This is a genomic window from Sediminibacillus terrae, assembly GCF_009602435.1.
GTDB classification, from domain to species: domain Bacteria; phylum Bacillota; class Bacilli; order Bacillales; family Amphibacillaceae; genus Sediminibacillus; species Sediminibacillus terrae.
Map to the genome: position 1 here is coordinate 90790 of NZ_VZDQ01000011.1, position 22354 is coordinate 113143.

Here is a 22354-nt window from a genome sequence, read left to right on the forward strand (position 1 = left end):
TATGAGAGATTTGAAGATTCACTCTACTTTGGCCGTGTTCCATTTTCGATACTCTGTCGGTGTCATCCCCACAAATTTTTTAAACACTTCTACAAAATATTTGTATTCATGGTAGCCGACCTGCTCTGCTACTTCCCTTACTTTGAAAGGGGTGCTGGCGAGTAACGTCTTCGCTTGTTCCACTCGGAGTTCATTTACATATTCATTGAAATTCCTGCCAGTTCTTTGTTTGAACAAAGAGCTGAAATAATTCGGGGAAATATTAACGACATCGGCTACTTCGTGAGCTTTGATATCTGTGGTGTAGTAATTTTTCATGTAAGCTTCGGCACGCTCCATCAACCAGTCATTGTTTTCTGCATGAGTCAACTGGTACTGATCCATCAGCTTTCTGACATCATTCTCAAACAAAGTCTGGATTGCCTCATAGGTGTTGTAGTCCTGAAAGTCGAGAGAACGAAGCAAAACCGGGTCTGCATCGAGCTGTTTTCTCATCAACCCCTGACACCTTTCGTAAGCAGAGGAAACAACATCCCTTGCCGCTGAGATTGCATCCTCCAAAGAACAAGCATGATATCGGAAGCTGTCAAACAATTCATTTGTTCGGTCCCTTACCTTGTCTGTTTCGCCACGCAGGATGGAATCGATCAACTTGTCACTTGGAAAATCAGACAGACTGCAGTCTTTTTGCCAAGAATCTAGCAGGGGGAGTTGGAGGATTCCTTGATCTGCCAATGGCAAAAATGATAATGATTGCTCAAATTGACGGTATACATCCGCTAGCTCATTCATCCGTATGTACCTGTCATAGAGAAGAGCGTATAACGGTATTTCCATTTCACTTATTCCGGAAATCAGCAGTCGTTTAACCGCGTCGATCTTTAGCTCTTCCTTTTTTACAATCAGACTGGTCAACAACATGTTTTCTCCGGTAAAAAAAGAAATACAATTCACGTCACTACTCGTAAACAGTTGAGAAATTCTATTTTCCCAATGACGTTTCCATTCACCAAGCTGTCCGCGACTTTCTTCTGTTGTCAGGACCGAATGATTTTTGATCAAGGTGACGAAAGGGTATAGCTTCACTTTTCCAACAAGTTGTTTGTCAGGAAAATGGCTGACTGGTCTCTCGATAACCTGGTAGTATAGTTCGTTTCTGATCGCTGAATTTTCCATCTGAGCCGTCCTGAAGCGTTCTTCCAAAATCTCTTCGGTCGTGTTTCTGACCACCGCGATCAGTTCATCTATGTCTACAGGTTTTAATAAGTAATCTTTGACCCCTGCGTGCATTGCCTGCTTAGCATAGTTGAAGTCATCATAACCGCTTAGAATGATGATACGGATGGCTGGATAGTGTTCAGCTAAATAAGCAGCAAGCTGTAAACCGTCTTGATTCGGCATTCGAACATCCGTTACGACGATATCAATGTCATCTGCAGCGTTTATTTTATTCATTGCATCCAACCCGTCATGTGCTGTGTCCGCAATCTCGATACCATAATTTTCCCATGGTATCGTTTTTGTCAATCCATTGCGGATAATCGGCTCATCATCGACAATCAGCATTTTACAGGTCATTCCAATCACCCGATTCCTTTTTATTCTTCTTTTCCGGTTTCGTTTTCAGCAACGGCAGTTTGATTTGCATCCAGGTCCCGGTCCTGGAAGGTATTTGAACTATCTTTCCATCCTCTCCAAAAGCAAGCGATAATCGTTCCTGCAGCTGATTCAGCGCAAAGCCGCTGCCTTCGCTTCCAGCTTCACCATGCGGATGGAAGCCTGCCCCGTTATCCACTACATCAATCAAAATTTGATTCCCTTGTCTATATCCCCTGATTCGTAATTCTCCCTGATAAGAAATGTTTTTAAATCCATGGCGGATACTGTTTTCGACGAGTGGCTGCAAAATCTGTTTGATACTGTATGCCCCGCCGATTTCCGCATCATAAAAAATACTGTAATGCAGACGACTTCCCATCCTGCTTTTCTGCAATTCAAGGTAATGGCGTATGTAAGCAAATTCCTCTTCTAATTTGACCCACATGTTCCCTTTATTCAAATTCATCCTGAACATTTTTGAAAGCTGTTCGATCAAATGCCCCGTTTGCATCGCATTTTCCAGCCTTGCTGTCCAACGAATCATATCCAACGTATTATACAAAAAGTGAGGGTCTATTTGGTTTTGCATGGCTTGAAGTTCAGATTCTTTTTGTTTGATCTTCAGCTTGTATTCCTGGTTTATGTATGTCTGGATCGTTTTCACCATCTGATTGAAGCGCATGCCGAGCTTTCCGATTTCATCATTGGTGTTTACACTGACATTGGCATTGAAATCCCCGTTTTCCAATTGTGTGGTCTGCTCGGTAAGTTCCATGATGCGTCGGATATTGAAAAAATAAAATCCAGCAAAAGCGACACTTCCCAGCAGCAAAAGCAACAAAATCATGTCCACGATCAGGGACCGTACATTATAAAGTTCTTGAACTACTTCCCCCTGGTTCACGACAGCCACCGAAAACCAATTCATACCGTCTATTTGCTTTTTCACCACCAAAAAACGGTCTTCCTTCGTTTCATAGCTGATCGATCGATGACTGCTCACGATAATCCGATCGATCAGCGTCTGATCAGGGAACGGTTTACCAACCATCCCTTCATTCGGATGCAGTACCACATCCCCTTTATCGTTCATGACAAAGAAGTACCCCTGGCCGCCAGCATTGTCGCCTTTGATAGTCTGATATAAATCCTCCTGGTCCAGTCGAATTCTCACTCGTCCGATCGGCTTGGTGATATGATTGAGATCATTTATTTCTCTTGAGAGGCTGATCACTTGTTTTTTCCCCTCCCAATCACTATCGACCTGATAGGAACCGCTCCAGGACAGGCCACCGCCTTTCTTCGCGGCACCCTTGTCCAACACCTCTTCATCCGCTGTGACTGGGTTGCCAAAATGAAGCTCGTTTCCACTTCCTGATTCCAACATGATGGAATCGATATAATCAAAAGACGTCAACTGAAAAGTGAAATAGCCTTTTATGCCCTCTTCAGCCCGCTTGTAGTCCTCACTAGTCATTTCCGATTTCGACGAAGTGAAAAAAGTACGGAAGTTTTCGTCATAAATCATGAAGGAAGTCATGTTTTCCACGTTGCGTATAACCGATGTCAATGTTTCTTCGCTTGTTTCCAAACGTCCGATAGTATGGTCGGCTGCTTGTTGTTTAAAGGCTTTTGTTGTTTGATAATAGATCAAAACACCGAAAAACATCGTCGGAAGAGTGATCAATACCAGGAAAACGGTGGCAAACTGTTTTTTCAATCCCCATTGGCGAAACATTCGCATCCATCCTTGGCCATCTTGTGTTAGCTCTATCTTATCCTTTAACCGCCCCGGCTGTCATACCTTTCACGATTTCTTTTTCAAGCATTAAATAAATGGCGACTATCGGAACCAATGACATAGTCAAACCTGCCATCTGTGCACCATAGTTGGTTGTGAATTGTCCAGCGAAATTTGCCAGCCCCAGCGGCAGTGTCTGGAACGCTGGATCATTGATCAGTACCAGTGCGAAGGAAAACTCATTCCAATTATAAATGAAGTTGAGAATGACCACGGTGGCCAGAGCCGGGCGGGACATCGGAAGCACGATGGACCAGAATATCCGAAAAATGCCACACCCATCCATGATTGCCGACTCCTCGATGTCCTTGGGGAAGGCTTTCATGAAACTTGTTAAAATAAAAATCGTTATCGGTAAATGGAAAGCGATATAAGGAAATAACAAGGTGATCGGCGTATTCAACAATCCGAGATTGCGCATGAGGATAAACATTGGTACCAGGGTTGCATGAATAGGAATCAGCATTCCGAATATGAAAAATGTATATATGGTTTTATTCATTTTAAATGTGAATCTGGATAGAAAATACGCAGCCAGCGCGCCTGTTAGTACGGTGATGACAGTAGCAGCGACACAGATGAATATACTGTTTTTAAAAAGGACCCCAAAGTTGGCTATCTCCCAAGCGTTCTGATAGTTTTCCAATACAAATTCTTTTGGAAACCCGAATTGGTTAACAGCAAACTCACTTTCTGACTTGAATGAATTGATGACCATCCAGATTATCGGATAAGCATTCACAATGGCAAACAAGATAAGGATTATATAAATCAAAAGCCGTTTCCAACCAGGCTTTTTACGGCCTCTTCGTTTTTCAACCTGTGTTCCAGCGGCCGTTTTCACTGTCGTTTCCATCTTGTTCCTCCTTTTTATAACATTTTACGTCCCAGTAATTTGGTGACGATAAAAATCAAAATTAAACTAAAGAAAAAAATGACAACGGATACGGCACTGCCATATCCATACTGCAGCTGGCTGAAGGTTTCATTGAACATGTACAGCGCCATAACGTCCGTCGAATGGGACGGCCCCCCGTTGGTCATGACATAGATCAAATCGAAAGTCTTCAAACTTCCTGCAATGCATAAAATGACGGCAACGATGATGGTATCCCATATCATCGGCACTGTTATTTTCCAGGTGGTAGTCCATTCAGACGCACCATCGATTTTTGCTGCCTCCAAAACTTCTTCCGGTACATTTTGCAAAGCGGCAAGAAAAATAATTAAATACAGGCCGACAAATTGCCAGATAACCGTGACACAAACAGCGATCATCGACCAGTTCGTATCCCCGAGCCAGTTTTGCGCCAATCCTCCTAAGCCCAATGCCCGGAGTAGTTCATTGATCAAACCATTTTCCGAGTTGTAAATCAGGCTCCAGGTTAACGAGATGACCACAGTGGACAAAACGACGGGCAAAAAACCGATTGTCCGGAAGATTTTCAATCCCTTCAGCTTCCTGTTCAACAATAATGCAATAAACAGCGCGATCGGTACTTGACCCAATACCGATGCCAATACGACGTAAATGTTGTTTTTCACCGAATTCCAAAACAAAGTGTCTTGGAACAGTGCTTGAAAATTTGCCAATCCTACAAAAGACATATCGGAAAATCCATTCCATTCCATTACCGAATAATAAAACGATTGAATGATCGGCAGAATGGCAAATACACTATAAATCAAGATGGCAGGTAATAAACCGATGATGATGGCTCCTTTTGTTTTTCCGGCTGCCTGCATTTCCATTCCTCCTTTCATGGGAAAGGCCGCCATGACGGCAGCCTGCCATGCTTGTTTTGTTTACTCCGATTCCTTCTCCATCTCTTCCGCTAATTCTTCTGGCGTTTTCTCCCCAAGGGTGATCGACTGTAAGCCGTTGTTGATGATATCGGTCAATTCCGGCGTGAGGGTTGCATCATAGACAGGTGCCAGTCCGCCTTGTGCAAAGCTGTTGGCTTCCTGAAACACCTCTGGGATACTGTCGTCCATTTCTACGTCAGCCGGCACGATGATATTGGCTTTGACTAGCTTTTGGAACATTTCATCACTGTAGAAGTATTTTAGAAATGTAAAAGCTGCTTCCTTTTTCTCTCCACTCAAATCACTGTTCAAGGCAATACCGCCACCTGCAACTCCTGCTATTTTGGCAGGATCACCGTCCCCTCCTTCAAAGGATGGAAACGGGGCCACTCCGATTGCATCTTGATTTTCCACACTGTCCAATATCGGCCCTATCGCCCACGAGCCGGCAAAATGCATAGCCGTGTTGCCACTGACAAACTCGCTTCGCGATTGCGCTTCATCGATTGTATTCAAGTCCCCGTTAAACGCTTCCATATTTGCTAACTCTTCAATGACAGATAATGCTTTGACAAATCGTTCATCGGTGAATGAAGCTTCTCCATTCAACGCATTTTCTAAAAAATCACTTCCGGTATAACGGTCTGCAATCGTCGATATATACACCGATTGAAGCGGCCAAATCGCTTTGTTTCCAAGAGCGATAGGGGTGACGTTCTGTTCTTTCAATTTTTCGATCAGACTTTTCAGTTCTTCGTAAGTAGCAGGAAACGTATCGAAACCTGCCTTTGCCAATGCATCTTTATGGTAAAAGATCAAGCTGGTTTCACTGATATTGGCAGGAATTGCGTAATGCTCTCCATCGATGGCATAATCCTTCAAGATTCCCTCCGGTATTTTCCCTTCCCATTCATCGACAATTTCATTTAAGGAAAGCAGTGCGTTTCCCTCGACCAACGGAGCAATTCTGGTACCCGGCCAAACCCGGAACATATCCGGAAGCTGCTGTCCTGCAGCTTGTGTACGTAGTTTGGTTTCATACTGGTCATGCGGGATACTTTCTATTTTCACTTCGATTCCTTCATTTTCTTCGTTGAATTTTTTGATCATATCTTTGTATACAGTGTTCTCCGGGCGATCCTCCGTCCAATCATTCCAGACGGTCAGTTCGATTACATCACTCCCGGATGCTTCGTCGCTTTCCCCACCACACGCGGTTAAACTGATCAATACAAGCAAACTTGCCAACAGCCATCCTATTTTTTTCATATTATATCTCCTCCCGATTGCTAGCGCTTACATTGTATTGTAACAGCTTTCCGTTTTCTCACTATCCTGTAAATCTACAAAATCATCCGAAAATTTACGAACTTGTAAATCCGGAACAATCGACCGGGATAAAAGCATGGGGTCCCTTTACTCTTCGGAAATGAAAAGATGCAAACCAACACATGAAGGACAAGAAGCACTTCCGGTTTCCAAAGTTTAGCTTTTTTACCATTAAAAGCAATAGATAAAAAAGCAATCACACCTGCAGCGAAGCATCTCCATCCATCGCAGGCAATGCAGACTCCAGCGGGATGAGAGCGAGCTGAAGCTCCTCCCGCGGAAAGCAAAATACCTTTCCGGAGGGGAGAATCACACTTTTCATAAGAGAAGGGTAGAAGGTTTACTTATTTCCCATAAAAAAAAAACCGAACGAATTCAAAGTTTTTGAATCATCGATCGGTTTTCGTATTTCATATTTACTTGTAAGTCATGTTTGGATGAAGACAACTGCAGAACTTACTTAGAGCTGTTTTCTTGCCGATGTTTTTCTTCCTGAAGAAACTGGATGAAAACACTCATGGCCAAAACTGGCCGTTTTTTGATAGAGTCGATAAAATCACGTTTTTGGTAATCGTTTACTATATCGCTTGCCTCAATTCTTTCTACGATATGTTCACTGCTGACCTTCCTGATTTCTTTGCGGACCGCTTTGGCTTCTTTATACAGCGCTATGCCGATGGATCCCAGCAAGGCAAACAGTAGAAGCACATAGACCATATCGCTTTCCACTCCAAAACGAAAGACAAGGAAGAACAAGTTAAATACCGAAAAAACGATTAACGGTATGGACAGAAGTGTGAGAACCGTATTCTTTTTTATCAACGATTTTGCCTTCCTCATTACTCCTTCCATTTCCTCTTTGATATAGTCAGGCATGTTCTGGAACATCAAGTTATTCATCACTGTTTCACCCCTTTGTCTGCTTTCAGGTATTTATCATCCAAAGATTTTTCGATCCTCTCCACCTCCCGTAAATTACGGGTTAATTCCAGTTTATTTTGTTCTACTAAAGCAGAAAACGAAATATTTTTCCTCATATTCTTTCCTCCTTAACTGGTGTTCCCGCCGTCATAAGACAAAAAGACCTATACCGATTCCGGTATAGGTCCGAGAAAATAAAAATGACCTATACCTTCGAACAGGTAAGGTCTTGCTAACAACACACGTTGCCAACAAAGCCGAGAGTATGAAACTCTGTATTGACGACTTTGCCGTAAAAGCTACTCCCCTTAAAGGATTATTAACTTATAACATTAGAATACACCTGTCAGTCTCAATTGTCAAACTATTTTGTCGGTTGCTTCTGTCTTGCTGATTTGGAGATGTCCCGCCGTCTGCCGAAGATTTACCTTCTTTACAAAGCAAGCCTCATCTCTTTCTTTTTTTAATTCGAGAAGCGATAATGGTTTTCAAGGAGGAATGATACCATGAAATGCAAAATAAATCGAAATGCTGCCAAAAAAATCAAGCAGTGGCTTGCGGAAGATGGAGCAGAGGGCCAGATGCTTCGGGTCTTCGTTTCGGAGTTTCACGGAAACCATGCTCATTATGATCTGACTCTCGATTACCCGCAAGAACATGACAAAATAGTCAAAACAGACAAAGAGATTGATGTATTGATGGATAGCAGGGAAGATTTTCTGGACGGTGTATGGATTCAATACTTTTATATACCTACCGAAGGATTTAAAATCACGAACTCCTCAAAGGGCCACCCGCCTCACATTCATTAATCGACCCAGGGACAAAAAAGCATTGCATAGTGACCAAAGCGAAAACCGAACTACTCCAATTCGTTCGGTTTTTGCTTTGTCGGCCTTGCTTTTGCCCGGAAACTTTCAGAAAGACATGTTTTACCATAGCTAAATCTACAGAAAGGCAGCTAATAAAACAGTATCCATTACCTCATCAGGCAGACCCGAAAATTCCGATCGTAGCGAGAAAAACAACTACAATAGTTATCGGAATCACAAACCGCATCAGATTTTTCCAAATGATATACCACGGAGAAGCCAGACCTGAACTAAGCTTGAATTCCTGTTCCACAAGGGAACTCTCCATCCGATGTATAATAAAAATCGCGATGAGCAGACTGCCGACCGGAAGCAGGATATTACTTACCAGGTAGTCGGTCGCATCAAAAACAGTAAGGCCGAATAAATGGAAGCCGCTTATCGTACTTGAAGAAAGAGCGGCCGGTATTCCAGCGAAAAACACGACGATCCCGGCGGTTAACGTGACAGGTTTCCTGCGTCGTTTCCCATTTTCCGTAAAAGCTGAGACGATGATTTCCAGCAGACTGAAAGAAGAAGTCAGCGTAGCAAATAAAAATAACAACAGGAACAGACATAAAAACAGCTCTCCAAATGGAATTTGGGAAAATACGGAAGGAAGTACGATGAACAGCAAGCCAGGTCCTTCTGTCGGTTCCAGTCCGAAGGAGAACACGACTGGAAAGATTGCCAAACCAGCCAAAAGGGAGACAAAGATGTTCATACCGGCAACACTCCCGGCTGAAGACGGGATGCTCACTTGCTTGTCGAGATAAGAGCTGTATGTAACCATGCAGGAAAACCCGACAGCCAAGGAGAAAAAGGATTGCCCTAAAGCATATAGCACCGCTTCTCCAGTTATATTAGAAAAATCGGGCCGCAAGAAAAACCGAACCCCCTCCATGGCGCCATCCAGCGTCAATGATCTGCCAACCAAAATGATGAAAAAGATAAATAACAATGGCATGAGCAGTTTGCTCGCCTGCTCGATCCCTTTCTTGATCCCGAAAGAAACGACAATGACATTAATAAGTAAAAATAGGGCAAGACCGATTAATGTAACGGAAGGACTGCCTGTGACAGCACCGAACATTTCCCCATAATCGGCAGAATCGGTGATCACTGTTCCAGTAATTGCTTTTGCACTGTATACCAGCACCCAGCCCCCTACGACACTGTAAAAGGACAAAAGCAGAAAACAGCCTACTATTCCAAGCCTTCCTACCCAAGGCCAATGGGAATCCGGAGCCAGTACCTTGTAGGCTGTGACTGCTTCTTTTCCAGCTCCTCGACCTATAATGAGCTCGGAAATCAACAAGGGCAGTCCAATCAATACTGTAAAAATTACAAAAAGCAGAAAGAACGCTCCCCCGCCGTTCATCCCGGTAACATATGGAAATTTCCAAATCGCGCCGAGACCAATTGCCGCCCCCGCCGTCGAAAGGATAAATCCTATTTTTGAAGACCATTGCTCTCGATTTGTTTTCATATAAACCCTCCAATCACGCTATTTTAATATAAAGTGTAAGGTCTTCGCTATATTTTCGTCCTGAGATTCCAAAGCTCCGGGAAAAAATAATGATCAAGGACCTTTTTCAAATAGCCTACCCCAGAAGAACCACCAGTCCCTGTTTTATATCCTATGATACGCTCGACTGTTTTCATGTGACGGAAACGCCACTGTTGCATGGAATCTTCTATGTCGACCAGCTTTTCCGCCAACTCATAAAGCGGCCAGTACCGATCGGTATTTTCGTATACTTCCAGCCATGCTTTTTCCACACTCGAATCAGCCTCGTAAGGTTCTGAAAAATCCCTCGCTACCATTTCATGATTGATTGGCAAACCTGCCCTATGAAGAGCCCGAATGGCTGCATCGTACAGGCCGGGTGCTTTATATGCTTCCAATAGCTGTTGATAAATTACAGGATCCTGCTTATATATTTTTAGCACATGCGGAGTTTTGTAGCCCAATGAAAACTCAATCAGCCGATATTGGTAAGATTGAAATCCGGAAGCCTGGCCGAGCTTATCGCGAAATTCAATATATTCGCTCGGAGTCAAGGTCGACAACACATCCCAGGCTGAGATGATTTGTCTTTGAGTTTTCTTGACCCGGGACAACATCTTAAATGCTTCAGCCAAATCGTCCTTATGAATAGCTTGAATCGCAGACTGGATTTCGTGGAGAATCAGTTTCATCCATAGCTCACTCACCTGGTGGATGATGATGAACAGCATTTCATCATGGTGGTCTGATAAAGGTTTCTGACTGGACAACAAACGGTCAAGTTCTAAATAGTCACTGTACGTCATTTTTTCCCTGAAATCCGTATGGATTCCTTCTTCTCCTGAATCACTCTTCTTATCAGTCATTTTTATCCCCCCTCTCCAGTTACAGACAGCGAAGTACAGCACGTACCGGACTACCGTCAGCCTCTAAGAGTGCCAAAGGCAAAGCGATCAATTCATAATCTCCTGATACGATATGATCAAGCATGAGATTTTCCAGAATATAAATATCATTATCATACAAGGCATGATGAACTGGCAGTTCCTTGCTTTCTACCGGGTCGACGGATGGCATGTCGACCCCCAAAAGCTTTATTCCCCGTTTTTTTAAAAAGGGGCCGATATCCGGATCAAGTAATGGCATGCTTTCAGGGAATCGTTCCGGTCGATTCGGAAGAGAGCTATGCAAGAGCAGTCGTTCCACGCCATCAAATCGGAATTTTGACAGAATGTTTGCATCGATTTTTTCTGCATCTGAGACGTCGACGACTTTGGCCGGACCAATGTATGTGTCAATCGGGATATCAAGGACACGTTTTCCTTGATTGTCGTAATGGTAAGGGGCATCTATGTGAGTGCCTGTATGACAACTGGAACTGATTTGACCAATGTTCACTGAGCCGGTTTGTTCTTTGGAATAGGTCAGTTTGTAGGAAAAAGGTTCGTCACCCGGCCAGTGAGCGATCTTATCCGATAAGGGTTGCGTGATGTCGATCCATTCTGAGGATTTCATTTTATGCAATCACCTCCCGTTTCTTTTCAAAGCGCAGATAACGCTTCTCCTCCATAATTGTCCTCAACAAATCCACCACCTGCCAAACTTCTTCAAATGTGTTGTAAAGCGCAACAGGTGCCAGTCTTATACCGTTTGGAGACCGGAAATCCGGGATGACCCCTCCCTCCTTCAATGCTTTGCATATCCGGACAGCCTCCTCATGCTCAAGAAAAACATGGCCACCACGGGAATCGCGCGAAAGAGGATTTGCAATCGTAAACTGATAACTATGCAAGCGATGCTTTGCCAAAGCAAGGAAATAATCCGTCAGCTTCAGTGACTTGGTGCGAATTCGTTCAATTCCTGCCTCTGCAAACATATGTAAAGAACCAAGAAGCGGCGCCATGCTGAGAATATGAGGTGTTCCGATTTGAAAAGCGCCCGCATTGGCGGCCGGGCTCAACGAATGCTCCATATCGAATTGTTTTTCTTTGTTCGAACTGAACCACCCGGCCAGACCCGGTTTTTTGCCGAAATAGTGCTTGTTTACATACAGACCGCCGATACTGCCTGGACCGCCGTTCAAATGCTTATACGTACACCAAAAAGCAAAATCGACCTCCCATTCATTCAATCGGTGGGGAATTGCACCAATAGAGTGGCATAAATCAAAGCCAATCCGGATTCCACGGGAATGGGCAGCCTCGGTCAGACGTTTGATGTCAAGTACCTGGCCGCTGCGATAAAGGACACTGGGCAGCACAATCAACGCAATTTCGTCCGTCATCTCCGAAATGATCTGCTGCTCATCCAGTGTTTTGCCGTCTGTGCTTTTCACACGGATAAGATGTGTAGATGGATCATATCCCTTTTGCTCCAGTTGGCTCTGCAGAGCGTAAATATCTGATGGAAAATTCAATTCATCTGCCAAAATCTTTGTTCTTCTGCCACTCGGTTGATAAAAACTGGCGACAAGCTGATGCAGGTTGATTGTAGTAGACCCGGTGATGATGACTTCTTCCGGTTCAGCCCCTACTAATGGAGCAGATAACTCTCCCAGTGACTCCGCCAGGTAATACCAAGGGTTTTCTCCAGAAGTCCAGCCGTCAATGCCATTTTGTTTCCATGAACCCATCAATTGATGGACAGCCTTTTCTGCAGGTTTCGAGAGCAATCCCAAAGAGTTGCCGTCAAAATAAATAACATTTTCATCCAAGTAAAATTCATCGCGAAAACCAGCTAGTGGATCTTCCCGATCCAATTGTTTCGCATATTCCCTGTTCCACTTATCTGTTTGCTCTTTTGACGTCATCAGCTTCCCCTTCCTTTTGAAAAATTCTGTCAATTCGACTATATATTTTACCTGCTTGGATGTCAACGACAGCCCAGCATACGTTACGATTTGCATATTAAATGACTTGTTCTATTCTATATTATAGGTATGGTTTTGGGATTTTTTGTGCATTCCTTTAAAGAATACAGTTAGTTTTGTAACGTTAGAGCCATCACAAACGTCTAATCGACAAATGACACAGGAGGTAATGGAATGAAAAAAGCATTCCTTTTCTTATTAATGACAGGAGCCATACTGGCCGGCTGTGGCACAACCAATCATGAGGAGGAGGCAGAAGAAGTGAATGGAAACGGCGAAGAGACAACCAACCAGGTACATGCCGTATTGGAGGAACAAAGCCCACTCGTTTATCAATATTCCGTGACGAATGAAAGTGAGGAAAATATCAAGTTGGAGTTTACAAGTTCGCAGCGCTACGATTACGAAATCACCAATGATGCCGGTGAGCAAATTTTTCTTTACTCCAGTGTTACGTCCTTTGCCCAAGTGATGGGCGAAGAAACGATTGATTCAGGTGAAAAGCTGCAGTATCTAATAGATTTACGCGAACATGACATCGATCCTGGTGACTACAGGTTGGGAGCATGGTTGACACCAAGCAGTGGTAAAAAATACAAAGCCGAGCATTCTTTTACTGTGCCAGGAGAAGAATAAAAGGATAAGCACCGGAACAAAACAAAAACCGAACGAATGCTAAACACTAATCGTCATCGCTCGGTCTTTATTATTCCTTGGTTGGACTTCTTTTTAACCTGCTGTTTGATAAGTGTTGTATTGCCAGGCAGAATACTGCTCGTTCCACGGAAACAGCTTCCACCCCTGAGAAGCACCAACCGCTTTTTGCGGAGTGGAAACTCGGGCTGTTCCCGATTGAGTCTCCGTATCTTGCCTCCGCTGCGTTATCGGAGTCAGATTTCCACGTGTGAAAACAAGATGCACCGTATTCTTCTACTGACTTTTAAAATTTTAAACTGTGACGAAGAAGAAAAATCAGCAGGGGGGATCGGCCATTCTTCTGAAATGGGAGACTCCAGTTGGACAGCTCGACCTGAAGATCCACTTGGCAAAGCGGTATTCTGTGCCAAGTTAGCTGAAGCAGTGCCTGCGAAAAGCGTCCCATTCTCATCTTTTTACTTTACTTTTGCATAGATACAAGTGTTACTCATATGATTACCATCTACAGATACATCATCATTTTTCAAGATCCCCTCTAGTTCATAGTCCAGCTTTTCCGGTATTGCCCTGCTTTTAAAATTCTTTTCCTCACATCTAATTTCTACCCTCCTGCAGGTCAGTTCGGTAAATGCAAACGATGTCAAGGCTTTTATTGCTTCTGTCATATATCCCATACCGGTGAACTTCGTGTCGATCCAATAGCCTATCTCACATTTCGGAACTTTCCAGTCGATATTGTGGAAACCAGAAGATCCGATAAACCCGTTCGTTTCCCTGTGAAACAGCAAATACCTTAATTTTTCCCGTTTCAGGAAACGAATATGGGCTTCGCGAATATCTTCTTCACTTTCTTCTAAAGTAGGAGTAGTTTGAGCGAATGGCATCCAGGGACGTAATTCTTCGATTGACCTTTTGACCGCCCGATTCACCGCTTCTCCATCACCTGATTCAGGCATGCGTAACAGTAGCCTTTCTGTTTTTATTTCGGCGGGTATGTCCCATAACAGAGGGTTCAACAGAGCAGCTCCTTTCTTTAATTTTTTTACTTTACTTCCTTAAGAATAGTCGCCGGCGCTCCACCAGCAACTACATTTGCCGGAATATCCCTGGTCACGACAGAACCAGAGGCAATGATGGAGTTGTCGCCAATCGTCACACCAGGATTGATCACTGTTCTTCCGCCAATCCAGACATTGTCTCCTATTGTGACCGGTTTTCCGTATTCAGCACCAGCTTTACGGACTTCCGGATCAAGCGGATGAGAAGCTGTATAAATATGTACACCTGGAGCCAATAAGCAATCATCGCCAATGCGGACCTCGCAAACGTCGAGAATCGTACAATCAAAATTCGCATAAAACCTTTCTCCGATATGGATATTATAGCCATAGTCACATCGAAAGGTCGGCTCCACAAAAAAACTATCACCTGTAGAGCCAAACAGCTCCTTGAGGAGATTCATCCGCTTTTCATCGTCAGTCTCTGTGGTTTGGTTGTAAAGTCTCGTAAGGCGGCGCGCATTGAGTCGGTCTGCAACCAATTGTGGATCACTTGCATCGTATAACTCGCTGCCAATCATTTTTTCGCGTTCCGTTTTCATCTATATTCTCTCCTTCTTCCCAATGACAAATTTGCCAGATAATATAAAGGGTAACATAAAAAATTGAAATTATCAGAATAAAATGGTAAGCACAAGTACCTTGCAAAATCTGACAAAGAAAAAACTTGCCGATTGGCAATGGTTAAAACAACTAGCCGCTGAAAAGCCATGCAGCCATTCCAGAGCTGATCAACACCCTTTCAAAACTTCACGCAACAAAAAACACCCTGCCAAGTCACAATGGCAGAGTGCCGGGGACAGTCCCCTTGTTTTTTCTATTCTTCAGGTGTCAAAAGTTGGATGGTTCGTGCCAGCAAGGCAGTCCGTTTAGCAAAAGTTGTAAGGTCGACATATTCTTCCGTCAGGCTATGAGAATATTCTCCGAGCGGCCCCATGCCATCTATTGTCGGAACGCCTTCATCTGCTGTATATGCAGCATCCGATGCACCACCTGTTCCGACGTCCTTAATAGACATCCCCAACTCTTTTCCTGCCTCGCGGATTACCTCCAGCAGTTTTTCCGTTTCTTCTGTTTTTTCCATCGGTGGTTGGGCCATCCCGCCTTCCAAATGGGTCGTGGTTCCTTCGACTGTGTCCTCATCCGCAATATCGGAAATTTCTTTGGTGACCTCTTTCGCTTGTTGCTTATCTTTTACACGCACATCGACTTTGGCATCTGCATCAGGTGGAACCGTATTGCTCGATGTTCCGCCGTTGAATAAACCGACATTGACCGAAAGACCAGATTCATAGTCATTCAGATTCTGCAGTTTTATGACTTTATGCGCCAGTTCATTTATCGCACTCCTGCCAAGTTCCGGTTCTACTCCCGCGTGTGCACCTTTACCTTCGACCTCAATGTCGAACCGGCCGACTCCTTTTCGCTCTGACACAACCGCATCACCGGGTCTTCCGGATTCAACCACTAACGAATAGTGTTTATCTGCAGCCGCCTTTTTTATCAACGGCTTTGAAGTCGGGGAACCGATTTCTTCATCGCTGTTAAAGATGACATGGACGTTTTTATAGGCTTCCGAGCCACTTTCTTTTAATACCTTCAATGCATACAACACAGCGACATGGCTGGATTTCTCATCACTTACCCCCGGCCCGTAGGCTTGATCGTCGATAATCTCAAAAGGGCGTTCTTTTGCTGTTCCTTTCGGAAAAACAGTATCCATATGAGCGACAATTAAAATTCTCGGTTCGCTTTCACGTTCAGCCTTGACCTCCAGATTATTCCCCTGTTCTTTCTCCCGGTGGGTATGAACATACATCCCCAGTTGCTCGAATCTATTCTTCAGCAGTGCACCGACTTTGTCTACTCCTTCTTTATCATAGGTATTACTGTCCGTGTTGACTAATTCCTCAAGCAAAGCTTTCATTTCCGGCATTTGATTTTCCAATCGCTTTTCGAGATGCATCTATCAAAACCTCCTTATCATCTTCTATTTCACCTATTCCCACTAATAAACGGATGACACGTAAAATCTCTTTTAACAAAGGGAAAGAAAACATAAAAATAACACCATGCTTGATGGTGTTTGTCCGGATGTGCCGCAAGAGGAATAGTAGGAAGGGAAAGCCTTGCCCCGGTTCTATTCCCGATAATGCGGAGTTACATATTCATCTCTGCAGTCAAACTATGATTGATCCTTTCGTCGAGTAATTCAATCAGGTCAGATTCTTTTTGCTTGTCCATGTGACGGTAATGGTGAGAATCTCCCGGCTGCTTATCTTTTTCATCGGCCAAGTGAATCACTCGTTGTAAAGCATTTAATCGGACGTTCCCTTCCGGCAATGCAGATTCAGTATGAAATAGAATCGCATGAGCGATCTCTTTCGCAGCCTGCTTGTCTTCTCCTAGACGCACCAATAATTTATGTGCCCGTTCCGCTCCTTTGATAGGATGAATATCGTAAGCCCGGTACAATTGATAGTCCCATTCTCCGTTTCGATACCATTGATAATGGCCGATATCATGGAGAAATCCTGCTTTAGCCGCCCAATCCGGGTTAACATTGTAGGATAAAGCCAACTTATAAGCGTGAAAGGCTACCGAAATCGCATGGGCCATGCCGGAGCGCCTGACATATTTTTGGGCAATCGAATGCTGGTAAATATCTTTCAATGTGACGGTTCTCATCTTGATGCCTCCTCTGTTGTTGATTTTGGTTAAATTATCGAATATCTTACCATTAATGGTGGATCGAATCAATCTGTAGGTGAATTTATCTGACAGAAAAAACGCAAGATGTCTTTCCTTCAAATAGGAATTTTCAATGGTATACCCGATCATGCACTTTCTGAACCCCAAAAAAACGAGCACCTCCCCGTTTAGGTTCAGTACTCGCTTCCTCCTATCACAGATCAACGAAAAATACGGTCGATTTGACTGATATCATCTTCAGTCAATTTTACCTCCAATGTCTTCAAGTTATTTAATACTTGAGAAGACCGTTTAGCGCCCGGAATAATGGCGTCGATGGACGGACGGGTCAAGTACCAGGCGAGAACTACATGAGCAACTTCCGCCCCCTTCGCTTCAGCAATGCCGCGCACTCTGTCCACCTTGTCCAGGTTTTTCTTGAAATTATCCCCTTGGAAATGCGGCATTTCTTTACGCAAATCATTAAATGTTGTTTCTTCTGTATACTTGCCTGCCAATAACCCGGAGGCAAGCGGGAAATAAGGTATAAATGAAATATTGTTTTCTGCAGTATAAGGCAATAATTCTTTCTCTGCATCTCGTTGAAGCAAATTGTATTCTCCTTGGTAAACATCGACATACCCATCTTTATTTGCTTCTTTCAACTGGTCGATTGAAAAGTTCGAAACACCGATTGCTTTGATTTTGCCTTGGTCCTTTAGTTCTTTCAGCGCTCCGACAGCTTCGTCTTTGGGAGTATTTTCATCCGGAAAATGGATATAAAATAAGTCAATATAATCTGTTTGCAGTCTTTTCAAGCTGTCCTCGACCGATTTTCTCAGAAAGTCCGGGGAGTTATCCATGACGGTTTCGTCGCCGACGAATTTATGTGCCCCTTTAGTAGCAAGGACGACTTGATTCCGTTTACCGGTCTCCTGAAGGACTTCTCCAATCAATTCTTCAGAGCGTTCCGGGCCATAAATAAATGCGGTGTCTAGTAAATTGACTCCGTTGTTTATCGCTGTACGCACCAGTTCCTTACCCGCTTCTTCATCCAAATCGGGATAAAGATTATGTCCGCCTACTGCATTTGTACCGAGACCAATCGGATTCACTTTCAAACCTGATTTTCCTAATTGTGTTTGTTCTGTCATGTTATCAACTCCTTTTCTGATTAAGTATCATCATTACATAAAATGGATGGGAATTGAAATAGAATGCTTCATCTATTTCACGTAACCATGCGCAAGCAAATCTACCTATTTTCCATCCTTAACATGCTATTGTCCCAGCCTATTACTTGCTGAGGATGAGACAAACTACCTGTTTTTACTTTTTTGGAAGTAAATGATTGCGCTTACACATGTGTTTAGTATACTGTCAATTGAAACGTTTCAATCACAAATGAGAAAGGGTGCCGGGATGAAGAAAAAATTTGCTTTGATGTTAACAATTTTGTTGCTGGTCAATGCTGCCATTACCACGCCAAGTCTTGCAAACACTTCTCCAAAAGGAAAAGAAGTTGCCTTATCGAAGCAGTTAAGAGCGATTTCTAAACAAACATACCGTTACTTTGAAGATTTCACGGACAACGAGACAGGCCTTACCGCCGATGCAGTGCGCTGGAATGATGGAATGATGAACATCCAATCGCACACATCTCCAACCAATATAGGCATGTATATGATGAGTGTGGTATCTGCTGAAGAATTGGGATTCATCAACCACCGACAGGCCCTGAATAATCTCCAAAAAACCATTCATACGTTGGAAAACATGGACACATGGAACGGTCTTTACTATAACTGGTATTATACAGAGGATGCCACTCTTATGACAGATTGGGGCCAATTCATTTCCACTGTGGACAATGGCTGGCTTTCAGCTGGATTAATAGTGGCTGGACAAGCATACCCAGAGCTTTATGAAAAAACCAATGCCATTGTTGAAGACATGGATTACACTAGTCTCTATGATTCTGAAGTCGGCCAGATGAGAGGAGGTTATGATGTCGAGGCCGGAAGCTTAACCGCCCATCATTACGGAGCATTTTATACAGAACCACGACTAGCAAGCTACATTTCTATTGGAAAAGGAGATGTACCGAAGGAACACTGGTGGAAAATGTATCGGACAATGCCCGAGAGTTGGGATTGGCAATCTCAACTACCTCAAGGCCATATGGCAACATACGATGGAGTCGACGTTTTTGAAGGTCACTATAGTTACAATGGCGAGAAATATGTTCCTAGCTGGGGCGGGAGTATGTTCGAAGCTCTGATGCCTTCGCTTGTGTTGAAGGAAAAAGAACTTGGGACCCGAGCTTTGGGATTGAATAATCAAAGACATGTCGATCTTCAAATTAACTATGCCGAAGAACAAGGTTACCCAGCTTGGGGAATGTCCCCGGCTGCTACTCCTGATGGTTATTCCGAGTTTGCCGCAACACCTCTCGGTATGGATGGTTACAAGTCGGATGGAACAGTCACTCCTCATGCGACTTTCCTTGCATTGGAATACGCTCCGATGAAGGCATTCCAAAATATTCAAACGTTAAAAAGCTTGAATGTATATGGAAAGTACGGTTTCCACGATTCTGTCAATGTCGAAACAGGCGAGGTGACCAAGGCCTATCTGGCTCTCGATCAAGGCATGACCATGGCAGCCATAGCGAATTTTTTGGAAGACGGCATACTCAGAGATTATTTTCATGAAGATGAAATAGGAAAAACCCCGGAAGATTTATTGATAAAAGAGGAATTTTCGATTGATTGACGATTATGTGCCAAGCCCCGTATTTTCGGGATACTTGGCACTTTTCCATTCTTCAAAAACGGAACTACAGAATAGGGAAGCACCAGATGTCCGATCAGAAAACATTCCCTCCCCCTCCTCCTTCCACTCGGACTCACTATACAGAATAAATAAGGTCATTTCGGATATTGCGCCTTCATCTACTTAACAACTTATGATTAAATGCATGTAAGGGGTTTCGATATTAAAAGGGAGTATTTCTTCCTTTGAAGAGGAGTTTTTCAGAATGACAATAAAAATAAATACGGAGACCAAAGAATTTCATTTGACCAACGGAGAGATAAGCTACATTTTCCGTGTTATGGAGAAGATAGGTCAATTAGAACATTTATATTACGGCCACGCCATCAACCACAGGGATAATTTCGACCATTTGGCAGAACGTGAAGCAAGACCTGCTTCCGCAAATATGTTTGAAGGGGACTACACCTCCTCCCTGGAGCACATTAAACAAGAGTATCCGAGCTACGGAACAACAGATTACCGCTATCCTGCCCATAAAATCATCGATCAGTACGGCAGCCATATAACCAACTTCCAATATGAAAGCTATCATATCGCTAAAGGAAAACCAGCACTCGAAGGCCTTCCTGCAACATACACAGAGCAAGAAGAGGAAGCAGAGACGTTGAAAATTGTCCTTTTCGACAAGCTGTTGCAGTGCAGATTGATTTTAAGCTATAGCATTTATGCAAATCGCAAAGTCATCACAAGAAATGCCCGTTTCGTCAACCTCGGGACGGAGGCTTTCTTTCTGGATAGTGCGATGAGCACAAGTATCGATTTGCCGGAAGACCAATTGGAGATGGTGCATTTAAATGGCGCCTGGGCACGTGAAACCCACCTGGAGACTCAACCGCTATTCAAAGGGGTTCAGTCAATTTCAAGTTCGCGGGGTGCAAGCAGCCATATACACAATCCTTTTCTTGCTTTGAAGCATAAGCAGACGACCGAATCAAGTGGTGAGGTTTACGGATTCAGTCTCGTTTACAGCGGGAATTTCCTTGGCCAAATTGAAGTGGATACATTCGGGGTGACAAGAGTGATGATGGGAATCAATCCCTTTCAGTTTAAATGGAAATTGGCGCCTGGCGATATCTTTCAGACACCGGAATGCGTCATGGTCTATTCTGATCAAGGGTTGAACGGTATGAGCGACACGTTTCATGCCTTGTACCGAGAAAGACTTGCAAGAGGGCGCTGGCGGGACAAAGACCGGCCGATTTTGATTAATAACTGGGAAGCGACTTACTTCGACTTCAATGAAGAAAAAGTACTCGAAATCGCTGAGTCTGCAAAAGAACTGGGCATGGAATTGTTCGTTCTTGATGATGGTTGGTTCGGTTCGAGGAATGATGATACATCTTCGCTGGGCGACTGGTTCGATAATAAGCAGAAACTTCCAGATGGCATAGAAGGGCTTTCCAAGAAAATAGATGGAATGGGAATGGGGTTCGGCCTGTGGTTTGAACCAGAAATGGTCAGTAAAGGAACTAAATTGTTTTCAGAACATCCGGACTGGGTGCTTGCGGCCCCCGGCCGCCGTGCTTCTCACGGACGCAATCAATATGTGCTTGACTTTTCGCGTCCAGAAGTTGTGGATCACCTTTACCATTTAATGGACAAGGTTTTAGAAAAGGCAAAGATTTCTTACATCAAATGGGATATGAATCGGTATATAACAGAGGCCTTTTCCTCTGCTTTGGATGCTGATCGCCAAGGAGAAGTGATGCATCGTTATATTCTCGGTGTTTATCAGCTTTATGAGAGATTGATCAATAAATATCCTGGGATTCTGTTTGAATCCTGCGCTGGCGGCGGAGCAAGATTCGATCCAGGCATGTTGTACTACGCACCCCAAGCTTGGATCAGCGATAATACAGACGCAGTAGAGCGATTAAAAATACAATACGGCGCCTCGCTTGTTTATCCTATTAGCGCATTGGGAACTCATGTATCAGCCATTCCCAACCATCAGGTCGGAAGGAATACTCCCTTGCACACCCGTGCAAACACTGCTTATTTCGGGACGTTTGGGTTTGAACTGGATGTGACAAACCTTACCTCGGCTGAAAAAGAGGAAGTAAAGGACCAGGTACAGTTTTTTAAAGAGAAACGCTCGTTAATCCGAACCGGCCGATTTTACCGGCTGCTCAGTCCGTTCGAGAGAAATGAAACGGCTTGGATGGTTGTTTCCCCTGATCAATCAACCGCGATGATAGGTTATTATAAAGTGTTGGCTAAGCCAAACGAGAAATACAATAGAATTAAACTTCAGGGACTTGATCCGGATAAACAATATCTGATCAACGGTAGTTCGATTTATCACTATGGAGATGAATTGATGCAAGTCGGTCTATTGCTGAGCAGCAATCACTGGGACTACCAAGACTTCAGTTCTGAGGTGTTTGTGTTGAAGGAAAGGTAATGAAAACGGGCTGCTGATTT

General features: G+C 43.7%; 20 protein-coding genes. 4 read left to right on the forward strand and 16 right to left on the reverse strand.

The window, feature by feature from the left end:
• Positions 1–18: 18 nt before the first annotated feature.
• The 7 genes from F6X55_RS03010 to F6X55_RS03040 all read right to left on the reverse strand — a co-directional run bounded on the left by F6X55_RS03010 (position 19) and on the right by F6X55_RS03040 (position 7572).
• Positions 19–1578, reverse strand: a complete 1560-nt coding sequence (locus F6X55_RS03010; protein ID WP_153461896.1) for a response regulator transcription factor — start codon at positions 1576–1578, stop codon at positions 19–21.
• Positions 1568–3337 carry a cache domain-containing sensor histidine kinase gene (locus F6X55_RS03015; protein WP_153461898.1) on the reverse strand — a complete coding sequence of 590 codons (1770 nt, stop codon included), beginning with the start codon at positions 3335–3337 and terminating at the stop codon, positions 1568–1570. The genes F6X55_RS03010 and F6X55_RS03015 overlap by 11 nt, the downstream gene beginning before the upstream one ends.
• Before the next feature lie 37 nt (positions 3338–3374).
• Positions 3375–4256, reverse strand: coding sequence for a carbohydrate ABC transporter permease (locus tag F6X55_RS03020; RefSeq protein ID WP_026570628.1), 882 nt, complete (start codon positions 4254–4256; stop codon positions 3375–3377).
• 14 nt (positions 4257–4270) lie between these two features.
• On the reverse strand, positions 4271–5146 hold the full coding sequence (locus F6X55_RS03025; RefSeq protein ID WP_026570629.1) for a carbohydrate ABC transporter permease: 876 nt from the start codon (positions 5144–5146) through the stop codon (positions 4271–4273).
• Between the two features lie 60 nt (positions 5147–5206).
• Positions 5207–6475, reverse strand: a complete 1269-nt coding sequence (locus F6X55_RS03030; RefSeq protein WP_153461900.1) for an ABC transporter substrate-binding protein — start codon at positions 6473–6475, stop codon at positions 5207–5209.
• Between the two features lie 516 nt (positions 6476–6991).
• Positions 6992–7435 carry a DUF5392 family protein gene (locus tag F6X55_RS03035; RefSeq protein ID WP_153461902.1) on the reverse strand — a complete coding sequence of 148 codons (444 nt, stop codon included), beginning with the start codon at positions 7433–7435 and terminating at the stop codon, positions 6992–6994.
• Positions 7435–7572, reverse strand: coding sequence for an FbpB family small basic protein (locus F6X55_RS03040; protein WP_152525520.1), 138 nt, complete (start codon positions 7570–7572; stop codon positions 7435–7437). Before F6X55_RS03040 ends, F6X55_RS03035 begins: the two co-directional genes overlap by 1 nt.
• A 390-nt stretch (positions 7573–7962) precedes the next feature.
• On the opposite strand from F6X55_RS03040, the gene F6X55_RS03045 reads away from it, so the two are divergent.
• Complete coding sequence (locus F6X55_RS03045; protein ID WP_026570633.1) at positions 7963–8268, forward strand: iron-sulfur cluster assembly accessory protein; 306 nt, start codon at positions 7963–7965, stop codon at positions 8266–8268.
• A 175-nt stretch (positions 8269–8443) separates the two neighbouring features.
• Here the strand turns inward: F6X55_RS03045 and F6X55_RS03050 are convergent, their stop codons facing one another.
• From F6X55_RS03050 to kynU, 4 genes are read right to left on the reverse strand one after another with little or no spacing between them, the layout of a single operon-like run.
• Positions 8444–9796, reverse strand: a complete 1353-nt coding sequence (locus tag F6X55_RS03050; protein ID WP_026570634.1) for a sodium-dependent transporter — start codon at positions 9794–9796, stop codon at positions 8444–8446.
• 47 nt (positions 9797–9843) lie between these two features.
• Entirely contained in the window at positions 9844–10683 is an 840-nt protein-coding gene (gene kynA, locus F6X55_RS03055) for a tryptophan 2,3-dioxygenase (RefSeq protein WP_026771491.1), read from the reverse strand.
• Between the two features lie 19 nt (positions 10684–10702).
• Positions 10703–11332 (reverse strand): arylformamidase, encoded by a 630-nt coding sequence (gene kynB / locus F6X55_RS03060; RefSeq protein ID WP_026570636.1) that lies wholly within the window; start codon positions 11330–11332, stop codon positions 10703–10705.
• Between the two features lies 1 nt (position 11333).
• Complete coding sequence (kynU, locus tag F6X55_RS03065; RefSeq protein ID WP_153461904.1) at positions 11334–12626, reverse strand: kynureninase; 1293 nt, start codon at positions 12624–12626, stop codon at positions 11334–11336.
• A 234-nt stretch (positions 12627–12860) separates the two neighbouring features.
• On the opposite strand from kynU, the gene F6X55_RS03070 reads away from it, so the two are divergent.
• Positions 12861–13322 carry a BsuPI-related putative proteinase inhibitor gene (locus F6X55_RS03070; protein WP_153461906.1) on the forward strand — a complete coding sequence of 154 codons (462 nt, stop codon included), beginning with the start codon at positions 12861–12863 and terminating at the stop codon, positions 13320–13322.
• A gap of 476 nt (positions 13323–13798) precedes the next feature.
• Here the strand turns inward: F6X55_RS03070 and F6X55_RS03075 are convergent, their stop codons facing one another.
• The 5 genes from F6X55_RS03075 to F6X55_RS03095 all read right to left on the reverse strand — a co-directional run bounded on the left by F6X55_RS03075 (position 13799) and on the right by F6X55_RS03095 (position 18246).
• Positions 13799–14359, reverse strand: coding sequence for a GNAT family N-acetyltransferase (locus F6X55_RS03075; RefSeq protein ID WP_026570638.1), 561 nt, complete (start codon positions 14357–14359; stop codon positions 13799–13801).
• 26 nt (positions 14360–14385) lie between these two features.
• Positions 14386–14943 carry a sugar O-acetyltransferase gene (locus F6X55_RS03080; protein ID WP_026570639.1) on the reverse strand — a complete coding sequence of 186 codons (558 nt, stop codon included), beginning with the start codon at positions 14941–14943 and terminating at the stop codon, positions 14386–14388.
• A gap of 275 nt (positions 14944–15218) precedes the next feature.
• A complete protein-coding gene (locus F6X55_RS03085) occupies positions 15219–16367 on the reverse strand; it encodes a M20 family metallopeptidase (RefSeq protein ID WP_037329058.1) in 1149 nt (382 codons plus the stop codon).
• A 194-nt stretch (positions 16368–16561) separates the two neighbouring features.
• Entirely contained in the window at positions 16562–17089 is a 528-nt protein-coding gene (locus tag F6X55_RS03090) for an HD domain-containing protein (RefSeq protein ID WP_026570641.1), read from the reverse strand.
• Between the two features lie 224 nt (positions 17090–17313).
• Complete coding sequence (locus F6X55_RS03095) at positions 17314–18246, reverse strand: aldo/keto reductase (RefSeq protein WP_026570642.1); 933 nt, start codon at positions 18244–18246, stop codon at positions 17314–17316.
• Between the two features lie 268 nt (positions 18247–18514).
• Between F6X55_RS03095 and F6X55_RS03100 the strand changes: the two genes are divergently transcribed.
• Both F6X55_RS03100 and F6X55_RS03105 read left to right on the forward strand, forming a co-directional pair.
• Entirely contained in the window at positions 18515–19867 is a 1353-nt protein-coding gene (locus F6X55_RS03100; protein WP_202616109.1) for a glucoamylase family protein, read from the forward strand.
• 265 nt (positions 19868–20132) lie between these two features.
• On the forward strand, positions 20133–22334 hold the full coding sequence (locus tag F6X55_RS03105; RefSeq protein ID WP_153461908.1) for an alpha-galactosidase: 2202 nt from the start codon (positions 20133–20135) through the stop codon (positions 22332–22334).
• Positions 22335–22354: the final 20 nt, after the last annotated feature.

Bases quoted from the DNA above. Each gene is read 5' to 3' on its own strand.
- kynB (WP_026570636.1), bottom strand. From the start codon at position 11,332: ATGAAATCCTCAGAATGGATCGACATCACGCAACCCTTATCGGATAAG.
- F6X55_RS03020 (WP_026570628.1), bottom strand. From the start codon at position 4,256: ATGGAAACGACAGTGAAAACGGCCGCTGGAACACAGGTTGAAAAACGA.
- F6X55_RS03010 (WP_153461896.1), bottom strand. From the start codon at position 1,578: ATGACCTGTAAAATGCTGATTGTCGATGATGAGCCGATTATCCGCAAT.
- kynU (WP_153461904.1), bottom strand. From the start codon at position 12,626: ATGACGTCAAAAGAGCAAACAGATAAGTGGAACAGGGAATATGCGAAA.
- F6X55_RS03080 (WP_026570639.1), bottom strand. From the start codon at position 14,943: ATGAAAACGGAACGCGAAAAAATGATTGGCAGCGAGTTATACGATGCA.
- F6X55_RS03050 (WP_026570634.1), bottom strand. From the start codon at position 9,796: ATGAAAACAAATCGAGAGCAATGGTCTTCAAAAATAGGATTTATCCTT.
- F6X55_RS03085 (WP_037329058.1), bottom strand. From the start codon at position 16,367: ATGCATCTCGAAAAGCGATTGGAAAATCAAATGCCGGAAATGAAAGCT.
- F6X55_RS03100 (WP_202616109.1), top strand. From the start codon at position 18,515: ATGAAGAAAAAATTTGCTTTGATGTTAACAATTTTGTTGCTGGTCAAT.
- F6X55_RS03105 (WP_153461908.1), top strand. From the start codon at position 20,133: ATGACAATAAAAATAAATACGGAGACCAAAGAATTTCATTTGACCAAC.
- F6X55_RS03035 (WP_153461902.1), bottom strand. From the start codon at position 7,435: ATGAATAACTTGATGTTCCAGAACATGCCTGACTATATCAAAGAGGAA.
- F6X55_RS03015 (WP_153461898.1), bottom strand. From the start codon at position 3,337: ATGTTTCGCCAATGGGGATTGAAAAAACAGTTTGCCACCGTTTTCCTG.
- kynA (WP_026771491.1), bottom strand. From the start codon at position 10,683: ATGACTGATAAGAAGAGTGATTCAGGAGAAGAAGGAATCCATACGGAT.
- F6X55_RS03040 (WP_152525520.1), bottom strand. From the start codon at position 7,572: ATGAGGAAAAATATTTCGTTTTCTGCTTTAGTAGAACAAAATAAACTG.
- F6X55_RS03025 (WP_026570629.1), bottom strand. From the start codon at position 5,146: ATGCAGGCAGCCGGAAAAACAAAAGGAGCCATCATCATCGGTTTATTA.
- F6X55_RS03090 (WP_026570641.1), bottom strand. From the start codon at position 17,089: ATGAGAACCGTCACATTGAAAGATATTTACCAGCATTCGATTGCCCAA.
- F6X55_RS03070 (WP_153461906.1), top strand. From the start codon at position 12,861: ATGAAAAAAGCATTCCTTTTCTTATTAATGACAGGAGCCATACTGGCC.
- F6X55_RS03030 (WP_153461900.1), bottom strand. From the start codon at position 6,475: ATGAAAAAAATAGGATGGCTGTTGGCAAGTTTGCTTGTATTGATCAGT.
- F6X55_RS03095 (WP_026570642.1), bottom strand. From the start codon at position 18,246: ATGACAGAACAAACACAATTAGGAAAATCAGGTTTGAAAGTGAATCCG.
- F6X55_RS03045 (WP_026570633.1), top strand. From the start codon at position 7,963: ATGAAATGCAAAATAAATCGAAATGCTGCCAAAAAAATCAAGCAGTGG.